Source organism: Gordonia paraffinivorans, from assembly GCF_900683595.1.
GTDB classification, from domain to species: Bacteria; Actinomycetota; Actinomycetes; order Mycobacteriales; family Mycobacteriaceae; genus Gordonia; species Gordonia paraffinivorans.
Genome location: NZ_CAACYD010000007.1, coordinates 653,947 through 667,517, shown reverse-complemented (window position 1 = coordinate 667,517; position 13,571 = coordinate 653,947). Strand labels below are relative to the sequence as shown.

Here is a 13,571-nt window from a genome sequence, read left to right as displayed (position 1 = left end):
AGAAATCGTTGGCGCACAGCGCCATCGATTTCTACCGAATGCCGCGAATGGGCTACTCGTCTACCGGCGGATAGTCGTCCGAGTCGTCGGAGCCGACCGGGATGGACTGTTCGACGAGGTCGGCGGGGTTCACCTCGAGGCCGGGTGTGGGGACCTCCTCGACGACGGGCGCCTCGGGGTCCAGATCGGACGGTTCGACCGGGATCGTCTGCTCGGCGATGTCCGCATCGTTGGCGGCATCGATGGTCCAGGGTTCCTCGGCTGCCATCACGACTCCTTCGGTGTGACTCCCTCGGTGCCGGGGGTCGGCACCATCGACGGCGAACCCGCCGTCCGGTGTGCCATCGATGGTAGGAGGCACACGGCGGGCGTCAACCGCCTTCCTCTCACCTGCGGGGATCGTCCTCCAGATCGACGCCGTGGGCGCCGGCGGCGAGGAGCCGGTGCGCCTCGGGGTTCCCGTCCAGCGCTCGGCTCGTGCGTCGCGCGACCTTCCAGCCGTCGTCCGTCCGGACGAACCGCCAGTGGTGTGCGGTGGCGCGCAGGACTCGGAAGCCCTTGCCCTCGGCGGCGAGCACGAGCAGCGAGTGGCTGGCGGCGAGGGCCTCGTCACCGTGCAGGTTGACGTGGACCGCGCCCTGCAGGTGGGTGCACCCGCGTCGGATCAACCCCTGATGGGCCTCCGAGCGGACCATCGCGACGATGTCGTCGCGGCCCTGCATGCACAGGCCGTCGACGTCGTAGACGCCGTCGGGCGTCCAGAGGCCGGCGACCGCGTCGGCGTCACCGCTGTCGACGAGGGGGCCGTAGGCGGTGACGAGCCGGGTGATCTCCCGCTCGTCGGCGAGTGTCCGCACGGTCGCCTCGAGCGCGGCGAGTCTCTGCTCGACGGTGTCCACCTCTCACCTCTCCCCGGTCGGTTTCAACCCGGCCAGGTCGGCGAGCCGTCGCAGCTTGTCGACGTGGTCACCGGCCGAGTCCGCGCGGATCGTCACGCCGATGATCGTGGCACCCGCCCGTCGCGTCTTCTCGAGCACGGCGGCGGTGGCCTGTTCGTCGGTGGGATCAAGCGGCCCGGCCGGCAACACCACCTCGAAATCGTCGGGCGGCGACACCGAGTCGAGCATCTCGGCCAACTGCCCGCGCCCCAGGCCGAACGGCACCCATCCGTCGCCGAGTTCGACGGCACGTCTCAGCGACCGCCTGGTTCGCCCGCCCACCCAGATCGGCACGTGCGGCTGCACCGCGTGCGGTTCGACGAGCATCCCGCCGTACCGGTACGCGGAACCCTCATATACGGGCTCGGGCACCGACAACGACGCGCGCAACGCCCGGAGGGCGTCGTCGGCCAGGGCACCGCGACCGGCGAACTCGGCGCCGAGCAACTCGAATTCCTCACGGAGGGAACCGACCCCGACGCCCAGCGTGAGCCGTCCGCCGCTGATGGTGTCGAGGGTGCCGTAGCGCTTGGCGATCTCCAGCGGATGGTGGTAGCCGAGCACCAGAACCTGCGTGACGAACCGGATTCGCCGGGTGCGCGCGGCCAGGAAACCGAAGGTCGACAGCGGGTCCCAGTAGGTGCCGCCGCGTTGTGCGGCGACCCCGGTGGGCACGGCGACGTGTTCGCTGCAGGTCAGGTACTCGAAGCCGAGTTCCTCTGCGGCAACCGCGATGTCGGCCAGTTCGGCGATTCCCGCGCTCGCCTCCCAACCGCCGGCGACGCCGGGCAGCCGGGTGACGATCGGGCTGGTGAGGCCGAGGCGCAGAGAACTCAACGAGCAGCGTCCTCCTTCTGCGGGAACAGCTTCGCCATCGCCTCGTGCTGGGCGAGGATCAGGCCCCGGCGGTCGGGGCCGTTGATCTTCTCGGCGCGCCGCGCGTTGCCGCCGGCGATCCAGACCGGACCGTCGGCGAGGTGCGCGAGCCCCTCCCGTGCGACGTCGTCGGGTTCGTCGGCCTTGAACGCTCCGCCGAAGTTCAGCCCGGCACGTTCCATCGCCGGGGTGCGCGTGACGCCGAGGACGAGTTCGAGGACGTCGACCCCGTGCTCCCTCAGTTCCAGCCACAGCGACTCGGCGAAGACCCGCCCGAAGGCCTTGACCCCGCCGTAGACCGACAGGTGACGACCACCGAGGTAGCCGCTCATCGAGCCGACCAGCAGCAGCCCGCCCCGTCCCCGATCCTTCAACCGGCGGCCGAAGTGCTGGACGAGCGCGAGTTGCGCGGTGATGTTGAGGTCGATGACCTTCTGGAATCCCGCGAGGTCGCCGTCGACGAAGTCGGCGCCGTAGGTGTTGGCCCCGGCGTTGTAGATCAGGAGGCCGACGTCGAGATCCTCGGTCGCCGAGACGATCTCGTCGATCGCCGCCGGCTCGGTCAGGTCGAGCGAGAGGGTCATCGCCTGCACTCCCCTGGCCCGTACCGCCTCCGCGGTCTCCTGCAGGGGTCCCGGCTTGCGGGCGATGAGCACGACGTTGATGCCGGCGTCGGCGAGCTGGTGGGCGAACGACGCACCCACCCCTTCCGAACCGCCGGCGATCACCGCCCACGGGCCGTACCTGCCCGGATCGAACCCCGCCGACTCCCCCGACGTGAGCTCAGACCCCGGCATTCGCGTCTTGCTTCTTCTTCAGCTCGAGCGCGATGTCGATGAGCTGGTCCTCCTGGCCGCCGACCAGCTTGCGGTTGCCGGCCTCGATGAGGATGTCCGCCGCGGAGACGCCGTACCGCTCCGCGTGGCTCTCGGCGTGCTTGAGGAACGAGCTGTAGCAGCCCGCGTAGCCCATCATCATCGACGGACGGTCGACCAGGCACTCGGTCGGCATCGCCGGACGGACGACGTCCTGCGCCGCGTCGGCGATCTTCATGAAGTCGATGCCGGTCTTGATGCCGAGCTTGTCGCACACGCCGACGAGGGCCTCGGTCGGGGTGTTGCCCGCACCGGCGCCGAAGCGGCGGACCGAACCGTCGATCTGCTGGGCGCCCGCGCGGATCGCGTGGATGGAGTTGGCGATCGCGATGTCGAGGTTCTCGTGGCCGTGGAAGCCGATCTGCGCGTCGTCGCCGAGCTCGGCACGCAGCGCCTCCACCCGCAGTGTCACGTCCTCGAGGACGAGGGCGCCCGCGGAGTCGACCACGTAGACGCACTGGCAGCCGGCGTCGGCCATGATGCGGCCCTGCTTGGCGATGACCTCCGGCGGCTGGCTGTGGCTCATCATCAGGAAGCCGACGGTCTCGAGGCCGAGGTCGCGGGCGAGGCCGAAGTGCTGGATCGACACGTCCGCCTCGGTGCAGTGGGTGGCGATGCGGCAGATCTGGCCGCCGTTGTCCTGCGCGGCGCGGATGTCGTCCTTGGTGCCGAGGCCCGGGAGCATGAGGAAGGCGATCTTGGCGCGCTTGGCGGTGTCCGCCGCGGCCGCGATGAGCTGCTGCTCCGGGGTCTTGGAGAAGCCGTAGTTGAACGACGAGCCGCCGAGTCCGTCACCGTGGGTCACCTCGATGACCGGCACGCCGGCCTCGTCGAGGGCGCCGACGATCGCGCGCACCTCTTCCTCGGTGAACTGGTGCCGCTTGTGGTGGCTGCCGTCGCGCAGCGACGAGTCGGTGACGCGGATGTCGAGTTCGTCGGAGAACTTGCGCGCGTTCGCCATCAGCTTCGGGTCGTGCTGCCTGGGGGCGACGTTGGTGCTCATGCGGGGACTCCCAACTTCTTCTTGGCGAGTTCTTCGCCGACCTTGGTGGCGGCGGCGGTCATGATGTCGAGGTTTCCGGCGTAGGGCGGCAGGAAGTCTCCCGCGCCCTCGACCTCCACGAAGATGGACACGCGGGCGAAACCGCCGTTGATGACGCTCGGCGGGTCGAACTGCGGCTCCTGCAGCAGCCGGTAACCCGGCACGTACTCCTGGATCTCCTTCTCCCGCTTGTGGATCGACTCGGCGATCGCGTCGGTGTCGGCATCCTCGGGGATCGCGCAGAAGATGGTGTCGCGCATGATCATCGGCGGGTCGGCCGGGTTCAGGATGATGATGGCCTTGCCGCGGTCGGCACCGCCGATCGTCTCGATGCCCTTCGACGTGGTGCGGGTGAACTCGTCGATGTTCGCGCGGGTGCCCGGACCCGCCGACACGGATGCGACCGATGCGACGATCTCCGCGTACGGAACCGGGACGACCGAACTGACCGCGTGCACCATCGGGATGGTGGCCTGGCCGCCGCACGTGATCATGTTGGTGTTGGGTGCGTCGAGGTGCTCGCGCAGGTTCGCCGGCGGGACCACTGCGGGTCCGACCGCGGCCGGGGTGAGGTCGATGGCGGTGATCCCCGCCGCCTCGTACTTGGGCGCGTACTCGCGGTGTACGTAAGCCGAGGTCGCCTCGAAGATGAGGTCGGGCTTCTCCTGCGAGGCGAGGAGTTCGTCCGCGCCGCCGCTCATGGTGATGAGGCCGTGGTCGGCGGCGCGCTTCATCCCCTCGGAGTCGGGATCGATGCCGACCATCCATCGCGGATCGATGACCTCCGAACGCTCCAGCTTGTACATCAGATCGGTGCCGATGTTGCCCGACCCGATGATCGCCGCGGTCAGCTTTGCCGCCACGTGAACCCTCCTTGTGCTCGTGAAAAGTCTGGTGAATCAGGTGAAATCCAGAGTGACCGAGCCGAGTCCGGCGAACTCGGCCACGAAGTGGTCCCCGGAGGCGATGTCGATGGCCCGCGTCGCGGTGCCCGGGAGGATGACGTCGCCCTTGCGCAGCCGCACCCCGAAGCCGTCGACCTTCCGCGCCAGCCACGACACCGCGTTGAGCGGATGACCCAGCACCGCCGAGGAGTTGCCCTTCGCGACGATCTCGCCGTTGCGGTGCAGCACCGCGTCGATGTCGCCGGTGTCGATCTCGCTGATCGGCACACGCTCCTTGCCGAGGATCCAGCCGCACGACGACGCGTTGTCGGCGATCGTGTCGCACAGCGTGATCTTCCAGTCCTTGATGCGCGAGTCGATGAGCTCGATCGCCGGGACCACCCACTCGACCGCCGCGATGACGTCCTCGTTGGTGCACCCCTCGCCCGGCAGGTCCTCGCCGAGGATGAACCCGACCTCGACCTCGACGCGCGGGAAGCACAGCTTCTTCGCGTCGATCGGGGTGTCCTCGAAGTACTGCATCTCGTCGAGGAGGTGCCCGTAGTCGGGCTCGTCGACCCCCATCATCTTCTGCATCGCCTCGGAGGCGAGGCCGACCTTGTGCCCGGCCACCTTCGCGCCGGCGTCGAGCCGCTTGCGGATGTTGATCAGCTGGATCTCGTAGGCGTCGACCACGTCGAGGTCGGGATGGGAGTCGGTGGGACGGTCGATCGCCGTCGCCGTCTGCTCCGCGTTCCACAGATCTGCGGCGATCTGCTCTCGAACCTGCTGGTCAACCGCCATGGATTCCTCGCCTTCCGAAAGTGAACGTGTTCTAGTTTAGAACAGGTTCCAGTATTGCGACACCGGCTGTCCGCCGACCGGGTCGTCGATCCCCCGTGATTGCACTACGAAGACCCCGCACGCCGGGACGCGCCGTCCGTTCAGCGGGAGCGTCGGTCACACCGCGGCGTCGACGTCGGCCCCCAGGTAGGCGGCCTCGATTCGCGACGGGTCGGCCCGCAGCGCCTCGGCGGAGTCGTCGATGACGACCGAGCCGTGCACCAGCACGCTCGCCCGGTCGGCCACACCGAGCGCGAGATGGACGTGCTGTTCCACCAGCACGACGCTCATCTCGGTCTCACGGCTCAGCCGACGCAGCACCGCGAGGATCTCGTCGACGATCACGGGGGCGAGCCCCATGCTCAGCTCGTCGATGAGGAGGACCTTCGGGCGCTGGACGATCGCGCGCCCGATCGCGAGCATCTGCTGCTCGCCGCCGGAGAGCCGGCCCGCGTCGACGTGCAGGCGCTTCTCCAGTGACGGGAAGTACTCGATCACCTCGTCGACCGCGGCGGCCCGCCGCGACCGCTGCCGGACCGCCAGGCGGAGGTTCTGCACGGTCGGCAACTGGCGGAACAGCGCACGGTCGTCGGGGACCAGCACCATTCCCGCGGTGATGGCCGCGCGCGGGTTGCCGCCGGGAACGGCCACCCAGCCGACCTCGACCTCACCGGCGAACCGGGGCAGCATGCCCGCGAGTGCGAGCAGGAGCGTCGTCTTGCCCGCGCCGTTCGGGCCGAGCAGACACCGGATCTCGCCCGGTTCGACCGACAGGTCGACGTCCCGGACACACGGGCGCTGCTTGACGTAGCCGGTCGTCAGCCCGTCGACCTTCAGCACGCTCACGACATGACCTCCTGTGCTCTCGCGGTGTCGGCATCGGATTCGGCTGCGGCCTCGACCGGCATGCCCAGGTACGCGCGGATCACCGCGTCGTCGTTGCGGATCTCGTCCGGGGTTCCGGTCGCGATGACCTTGCCGAGGTCGAGGACCACGACCCGGTCGCAGATGGTGAGGACCAGATCCATGTCGTGGTCGACCATCAGGATCGAGATGCCCGAGTCGCGCGCCTGCCGCAGGCGTTCGCCGAGCCACTGGCTCTCGCCCGAGTCGAGGCCCGCCGCGGGCTCGTCGAGGAGCGCGATCGCCGGCGAGGCCGCCATCACGCGTGCCACCGACACGAGCTGCCGCCGGCCCTGCGACAGGGTCGCGACCTCGGCGTCGGCCATGTCGTCGAGTCCCACCATGTGCAGGACCTGTTCCACGCGACGGCTCACCGGCACGTCAGACCGCGACCGGCTGGCGCCGACGGTGACGTTCTCCGCCACCGAGAGATCGTCGTAGAGTTCGACGTCCTGGAAGCTTCGGCCCAGGCCGGCCCGGCTGCGCAGGTGGGGTCCGAGCGTGCTGATCGCCTTGCCCTCCAGGGACACCGTGCCCGTCGACGGTGCGAAGCCCGTGATCGCGTCGATCACCGTGGTCTTCCCGGCGCCGTTCGGGCCGATCAGGCCGACGATCTCGCCGGGATACACCTCGAAGGTGACACCCTCGGCCGCGACGACGGCGCCGTAACGGACGCCCACGTTCTCGACGGCCAGCACGGGTGTGCTGCGGTCCCCGGCAGCAACCGGAGCGACCGCCTGCGGGGTCTCCTCCGTCCCGGCGGCCGCCGAACGACGACCGAAGGGCAGTGCAGGCCAAGGGATGTGGGGCAACCGGCTCGCGATGCCGTCCGGGTTGACCATCACCGAGACGATCAACAGCACCCCGCTGAGCAGCGTGTAGTACTCGCCGATGTTCGCGAACCGGTCGAGGACGATGTAGAGCAGGCCGCCGGGTGCCATGATGCCGGCCAGGATGCCGCCGGTGATCGAGGTGATGCCCGCGATGTACATGATCGCGAACAGGCTGATCCCGAGGAAGACGGTGAACGACTCGGCCGTGGCCAGCGATTGCTGGTACCCGAGGAGCGAGCCGCTCAGTCCGGCGATGAAGGCACCGATGGCGAACGCGGCCAGCTTGGTCCGCGAGACGTCGATACCGGTTGCGGCTGCGGAGCGTTCGTTGGCGCGCACGGCGAGCATGTCGGTGCCCAGGGTGCTCCGGCGCAGCCAGGCGACGCCGAGTCCGACCACGACGAGCACGATCAGGCTGAGTATGCCGAAGGCGATGCGGGGATAGTCCTCGCCCGCGCCGATGCCGAGTTCGATCCCGAAGATGCGCGGGGAGTCGATCGGGGAGCCGGAGAAGCCGCCGTTGAAGGACGGGTTGCGGAACCAGAAGGCCTCGCAGAAGACGGCCAGCGCCAGGGTCACGACGGTGAGCGGCAGACCGCGCACGCGCAGCGCCGGCAGGCCCACGACGATGCCCAGCACGGTGGCGCACACCGCCGCGAGGATCGGCGCGAACGGGAACGGTATGCCGAGATGGGTGTTGAGCGACGACAGCGAGTAGGCGCCCACGCCGGCGAGGGTCAGCTGCGCCAGCGACACCTGTCCCGCATAGCCGGTGACGACGACCTGCGACAGCGCCACGACGCCGAAGATGATGCTGGTGATGACCGCGGCCCGGTAGCTGCCGCTGGTGGTCAGGAGGGCGATCACCGCGACCGCCACCGACAGCAGTACCGGCACGGCGATCCGTTCGGGGCGTGGCGCGCGGCCGAGGGCCTGTCGCGTCACGGCCCCGCGGTCGGGCAGCGGCCGCCCCTTGAGGACGAGGAAGCCGAGGATCAGGATCAGCGGAACCGCCTCCGAGAGACCGGTCTGCGGCAGCCAGTCGATGGTGTTCTGCAGATTCGTGGCCTCCGATTGCAGCGCGCCGATGGCGATGCCCGCGATCACGGTCAGCCAGATGGACGAGAAGTTGCCGACCAGGGTGGCGGCGAGCGCCGGGACGATGAACATGGTGTAGGCCACCGGGTTCAGCGAGACCATCGGCGAGATCAGGATGCCGCCCAGGCCGGCCAGCACCGACGACAGCGCCCAGTTGGCGAGCGCGATCCGGTCCGGGGACAGGCCGGTCAGGTAGGCGCCCTTCTCGGACTCCGCGGCGGCCTCGGTGGCGACGCCGAAGCGGGTGTGGCGGAAGGCGATCGTGGTCACGACCGCGAGTCCGATGATGCAGCCCGCCAGCCACAGGCGGTCGGTGGGCGCGACGGTGTCGCCGATCGAGATCGACTTCACCGGGAAGATGGGCTCCACCAAGGGGATCTGCGTGCCGACCCGCTGCGCGATCAGGGCCTGCAGCACGATCATCAGGCCGATCGACGCGACCGCCTTCGCGACCACCGAGGCGTTGCGCATCGGGCGGAAGATCAGCACGTAGCAGAGCATGCCGAGCACCGCCGCCATCGCGAGCGCGATGCCCATGGCCGGGAACACCCCAAGAGGCCCACCGAGGTCGACCGTCTTGGGGAGTCCCGGAATCGGGACCATCAACTCCCCCGTCCTGAGCAGGACATAGGTGTACGCGGTGTAGAGCGCGATGGCGCCGGTCGCGAAGTTCACGACGCCCGAACTCTTGAACGTCATCACGAGCGCGAGCCCGATCGCCGCGTACACCGCCCCGTTGCCGAGTCCGAGTACGAGATAGGAGAGATGATCTGTCATGTCAAATCCTCTGTGCCGCCGGCTTTCTTATGCGGACGGCTTCTGGCCGGCGAGCTTCAGGTCGACCGGGACGCCGTCATCGTTGAGCGGGCCGTAGAGCATCTGCGACGAGCACAGCGACGGCATCTGCGGGAACGCGGTGCCGTTGCAGGTGAACGTGATCCCGCCGCCGGCCGGCATCTCGACGTCCTTGGACGTCTTGAGCGCCTCGGCGATCGAGGCCGCGTTGACCTCGCCCTGGATGTTGTCGGCAGCGCGGACCAGACCCAGCAGGACCTGGTAACCCGACGATCCGGCGCCGGTCACCGACAGCTCGGGAGCGTATTCGGTGATGACGGTGCGGTAGAGAACCGAATCAGGCTGATCCGACAGGTAATCGGTCGCGGTGATGCCGATGTTGCCCTTGATCGCGTCCATGCCGACGACCTTGGTGACGTTCGGGTCCAGGCAGGTCGGGATGAGCAGCTTCTTGACGTCGGGAGCCTGGGTCTGGACCGACTTGAGCACGGAGGCACAGGTCGCCGCGTCGGCGATGACGCTGATGCCGTCCGGCTTCTTCGACAGACCGGCGGTCACCATCGGGCTCGGGTCCGGCACGCCGAGCGGGATCGGCGTGACCTCGAGCTCGACGCCGAGCGCCTGGAAGATCGGCGCGCCCATCTGCGTGACGATCGAGCCCATGCCGCCGCCGTCACTGGCGAAGATGGTGACCTTGCCGAGTCCGGCGTCCTTCGCCGCGGTGGCGGTGGTGGTCAGCGAGCCCGGCAGGCCGGCCGAGAGAGCGGCCACCGCAGGATTGGTGAGCTCGGCCGCCGACACCGCGTTCAGGGTGACGTAGGGGATCTTGGCCCCGGTGACAACCGGTGCGACGACCTCGCCCATCGAGGTGCCGGGCGTGACGACCGCCGCGACCTTCTTCTCGACGAGTTCGTTCGCGCACTTGGTCGCCGAGGTCGGCTCCTCCTGTTGCTTGCACACCACCAGCTCGACCGGACGGCCGGCCAGGCCGCCGGCGTTCTCGTTCACATACTTGACCGCGGCCTCAGCACCCTCGCGGTACTCCGGGATCGACACCGCCGCACCGCCTTCGGGCGAGAGGAAGCCGATCTTGACGGGTTCGCCCTGCGCAGCGTCGCCGGGCAGAGACGTCGTCGACGCCGTCGACCCGCTGCTGTCCGAGGAATCGTCACTGCCACACGCAGTGAGGCCCAGCGTGCCGAACATGGCCACGGCGCTCAGGCCGGCAATGGCTCGTCGATGACGAGTCAGACCACCGAGTTTCATTTCAGGTACTCCTTCACAAGAACCGCGAGGCCAGGTGCCCGGACATCCATCCGACGCATCGAGCCGCCCGCGTGATTCGCATCACCCTTTGGTGCGAGCAGTGAATTATGAGCGGACGCCGAGCGGCCTTGGAGACGACAGTTCCCGGTGACCGGGACATCGGCGCGGGAAGCCGGGTCCGGTGTCCCACGATCCGCGAGTGGAACCCGCCGGCCGACCGGCGGCGGTCCATGCCGCCCCCCTCACCCAGCCCTCGAGGAGATCCCGATGAGCGATGCCACCCCGACCCCGGCCACCCCTACCGCCGCGACCCCACCCGTGACCCCCGTTCCCGATCCGCTCGCGCCGGCACGCCTCGGTCCGATCGAGATGCGGAACCGCATCATCAAGTCCGCGACGTTCGAGGGGGCCACCCCGAACGCCCTCGTCAGCGACCGGCTCGTCGACTTCCACGTCGCGGTCGGCCGCGGCGGCGTCGGCATGACCACGGTCGCCTATCTGGCCGTCGCCCCGGAGGGCCGCACGGAGCGCGACCAGATCTACTGGCGCCCTGAGGCTCTCGCCGGTCTGCAGCATCTGACCGACGCCGTCCACGCCACCGGCGCCAAGGTCTCGGCGCAGATCGGACACGCGGGGCCGGTGGCCAACTCGCGCTCGACCGGGCTGCCGTCGATCGCGCCGTCCGCCCGCCCCAACCCCCTCGCGATGGGCCTCGACCGGGCCGCCACCGACGACGACATCGCCCGGGTGATCGCGGCACACGCCGACGCCGCGCGGTATGCGATCGAGGTCGGCTTCGACGCGGTGGAGATCCACCTGGGCCACAACTACCTGGCCAGCTCGTTCCTCAGTCCGAACATCAACCGGCGCAAGGATTCCTGGGGCGGCTCGCTGGCCAACCGCGCCGAGTTCGCCCGACGGGTCGTCGCCGCCGTCGGCGAGGCGGTCGACGGCCGCATCGCGGTGATCGCGAAGATGAACATGGCCGACGGCGTGCCCGGCGGGCTCTGGCTCGACGAGTCCCTGCAGTTCGCGCAGATGCTCGAGGCAGACGGACATCTCGATGCGCTCGAGCTCACCGGCGGATCGTCGTTGCTGAACCCCATGTACCTGTTCCGCGGCGACGTCCCGGTCCGCGCGATGGCCGAGACCCAGACCGGCATCGTCAAGGTCGGCATGAAGATGTTCGGAAACCTCGTGTTCAAGCACTACCCCTACGAGCGGCTCTACTTCCGCGATCACGCCCGGCAGTTCCGCGACGCCCTCGACATGCCGCTGATACTCCTCGGCGGCATCACCGACCACGACGCGATGACGACCGCCATGCGCGACGGCTTCGAGTACGTCGCGATGGCACGGGCGCTTCTCCGCGAGCCGGACCTGATCAACCGCATCCGGCAGGACCTGGAGACGACCTCGCTGTGCATCCACTGCAATCTCTGCGCAGCGAGCATCTTCACCGGCACCCGCTGCCCACTGGTGGTCGAGCCGCCGAACGCCAAGACCGGGACACGCTGATCACGATTTGGTGATCCGGTTCACATCTCGGCCGGAGTGTGGCATATTCCTAATCGAAATAGCCACGTTCCTAATCGAAATAGGCACGTCAGGCCGTTGCATGAGAACAGGAGTCATCGGCATGTCGATCACCCAGGAGTACGCGGACACCGGCACCTCCAGCACCCCGAGCGCAATCCTCGACCGGTTGACGCTGATCCTGGACGCCTTCGAGGGGCGGGACCGGCTCAGCCTCTCCGAGATCGTCTTGCGGACCGGGCTCCCGCGCTCCTCGGCGCACCGCATGCTGGAGCGGCTCGTCTCCCTGAGGTGGCTCAGCCGCGAGGGGCGCAGCTACAGCCTCGGCATCCGGCTGGTCGAGCTCGGCTCCCTCGCCGTCCATCAGGACCGCGTCCACGCGGCGGCGAGGGACCACCTGCATCACCTGTACCGGACCACGGGCATGGTGGTGCACCTCGCCGTCCTCGACGGCGACGACGTGGTGTACCTGGAGAAGATCGGCGGGCGCCTGTCCGCCCTCGTGCCGACGCGGATCGGAGGACGGCGGGACGCCCGGACCTCGGCGCTCGGCCGCGCGCTGCTCGCCTACAACGGCGTCCGGATCCCCGGCCACGAATCGATCCTGGAGCGCGGGGTCGCCTTCGAGCGCAACGAGTCCGTGAACGGATTCGGTTGTGTCGCCGCGCCGATCGGCCCGGTGGGCGAGTCGACGACCGCGGTCTCGGTGTGCGGCCCGCTGCGCGAGATGCGGTTCGACTCGACCATGATCACCCCGGTCCGCCTCACCGCCGGCGCGATCTGGCGGAGCATGTGCGACGGCACCCGGGTCACGCCCACCCTCCAGCGCCGCAATCTGATGAGGTCGCTGCCCACCGCGACACGCGTGCTCGCCGAAGGATGACGACGGCGGGCCGAGGGTCCGCCGAGGTTCCGTACCGACAGGGGTCCGCCCGACATCCGGGCGGACTCCTGTCCGTTCACACGATTCCGGTCAGCCCTGCTCGGAGTCCTCGGGGACCGAACGCCAGGCCCCCGGGTCACGCGGCACGGGGAGGCCGAGCGGGTCGCGCTCGGCTGACTCCGCGAATCGCGCTGCGGCCGCATCGATCTCGTCAAGCAATTCCTCGGCCAGCCTGATCTCGGCCTCGTAGTAGCGCTTCGCCCACCGCAGGCTCATCTGTGAGAAGGCCCACCCCGGTTCCCCTTCGGAGTGTTCGGCGTGCTGGGCGGCGCGTTCGGCGGCATCCCGGAGGTTGTCGACATGCGCCCGGACGATCCGCTTCAGCTCCTCCGGATCGTGCAGGTGCCCCATGTACAGGCGGAGCATCACACCGTGTTTCAGAACGGGCATGTCGACCTCGTCACGACTCGACCACGACCGCAGCGCCTCGACACCTCGCTCGGTGATCGCGTAGACGCGACGCCCCCGGACCCCGCCGTCGGCAACCTTTCGCGAGGTCACCAGCGAATGTTCCTCGAGCTTCTTCAGCTCGGCGTAGACCTGGCTGACCGAGGGGCTCCAGTAGAAGAACCCGATGCTCCAGTCCGCCCACTTCTTGAGGTCGTTGCCGGTGAGTTCCTCACCGAACGACAGCATGCCGAGTACCGCCCAGCTCGTGGCCGGCAGATTCGGGATCGATTCGGCGCTCACGCGGCGAGACTATCAACGCCCGCGGGTCACCGGCCGGGGGTGGCGATCT

General features: G+C 68.9%; 13 protein-coding genes. 2 read left to right on the top strand and 11 right to left on the bottom strand.

Annotated elements, in window-relative coordinates; all coding sequences use genetic code 11:
• Positions 1–52: 52 nt before the first annotated feature.
• The 10 genes from E1P53_RS16005 to E1P53_RS15960 all read right to left on the bottom strand — a co-directional run bounded on the left by E1P53_RS16005 (position 53) and on the right by E1P53_RS15960 (position 10,353).
• The gene (locus E1P53_RS16005; RefSeq protein WP_131734897.1) at positions 53–268 is read right to left on the bottom strand and encodes an Rv3202a family protein; all 216 of its coding nucleotides are present in this window, start codon (positions 266–268) and stop codon (positions 53–55) included.
• A gap of 118 nt (positions 269–386) precedes the next feature.
• A complete protein-coding gene (locus E1P53_RS16000) occupies positions 387–899 on the bottom strand; it encodes a nuclear transport factor 2 family protein (protein WP_131734896.1) in 513 nt (170 codons plus the stop codon).
• 3 nt (positions 900–902) lie between these two features.
• Complete coding sequence (locus E1P53_RS15995; RefSeq protein ID WP_131735358.1) at positions 903–1,766, bottom strand: LLM class F420-dependent oxidoreductase; 864 nt, start codon at positions 1,764–1,766, stop codon at positions 903–905.
• A 5-nt stretch (positions 1,767–1,771) separates the two neighbouring features.
• On the bottom strand, positions 1,772–2,611 hold the full coding sequence (locus E1P53_RS15990; RefSeq protein WP_131734895.1) for an SDR family NAD(P)-dependent oxidoreductase: 840 nt from the start codon (positions 2,609–2,611) through the stop codon (positions 1,772–1,774).
• Positions 2,598–3,692: a 4-hydroxy-2-oxovalerate aldolase gene (gene dmpG, locus E1P53_RS15985; RefSeq protein ID WP_006898970.1), complete on the bottom strand. Its 1,095-nt coding sequence runs from the start codon at positions 3,690–3,692 to the stop codon at positions 2,598–2,600. The genes E1P53_RS15990 and dmpG overlap by 14 nt, the downstream gene beginning before the upstream one ends.
• A complete protein-coding gene (locus tag E1P53_RS15980; protein WP_006898969.1) occupies positions 3,689–4,594 on the bottom strand; it encodes an acetaldehyde dehydrogenase (acetylating) in 906 nt (301 codons plus the stop codon). The genes dmpG and E1P53_RS15980 overlap by 4 nt, the downstream gene beginning before the upstream one ends.
• Positions 4,595–4,630: 36 nt before the next feature.
• Positions 4,631–5,419 (bottom strand): 2-keto-4-pentenoate hydratase, encoded by a 789-nt coding sequence (locus E1P53_RS15975; protein ID WP_109238196.1) that lies wholly within the window; start codon positions 5,417–5,419, stop codon positions 4,631–4,633.
• Between the two features lie 156 nt (positions 5,420–5,575).
• Complete coding sequence (locus E1P53_RS15970) at positions 5,576–6,304, bottom strand: ABC transporter ATP-binding protein (RefSeq protein WP_131734894.1); 729 nt, start codon at positions 6,302–6,304, stop codon at positions 5,576–5,578.
• Entirely contained in the window at positions 6,301–9,069 is a 2,769-nt protein-coding gene (locus E1P53_RS15965; protein WP_131734893.1) for a branched-chain amino acid ABC transporter permease/ATP-binding protein, read from the bottom strand. Before E1P53_RS15965 ends, E1P53_RS15970 begins: the two co-directional genes overlap by 4 nt.
• Positions 9,070–9,096: 27 nt before the next feature.
• Positions 9,097–10,353: an ABC transporter substrate-binding protein gene (locus E1P53_RS15960; RefSeq protein ID WP_131734892.1), complete on the bottom strand. Its 1,257-nt coding sequence runs from the start codon at positions 10,351–10,353 to the stop codon at positions 9,097–9,099.
• A gap of 318 nt (positions 10,354–10,671) precedes the next feature.
• On the opposite strand from E1P53_RS15960, the gene E1P53_RS15955 reads away from it, so the two are divergent.
• Together E1P53_RS15955 and E1P53_RS15950 are read left to right on the top strand one after the other, a co-directional pair.
• Entirely contained in the window at positions 10,672–11,871 is a 1,200-nt protein-coding gene (locus tag E1P53_RS15955; protein ID WP_371831016.1) for an NADH:flavin oxidoreductase, read from the top strand.
• A 121-nt stretch (positions 11,872–11,992) separates the two neighbouring features.
• Positions 11,993–12,772 (top strand): IclR family transcriptional regulator, encoded by a 780-nt coding sequence (locus E1P53_RS15950; protein ID WP_165484443.1) that lies wholly within the window; start codon positions 11,993–11,995, stop codon positions 12,770–12,772.
• Between the two features lie 90 nt (positions 12,773–12,862).
• Here E1P53_RS15950 and E1P53_RS15945 read toward each other — a convergent pair whose 3' ends face one another.
• Positions 12,863–13,468 carry a PadR family transcriptional regulator gene (locus E1P53_RS15945; protein ID WP_131735357.1) on the bottom strand — a complete coding sequence of 202 codons (606 nt, stop codon included), beginning with the start codon at positions 13,466–13,468 and terminating at the stop codon, positions 12,863–12,865.
• Between the last annotated feature and the right edge of the window lie 103 nt (positions 13,469–13,571).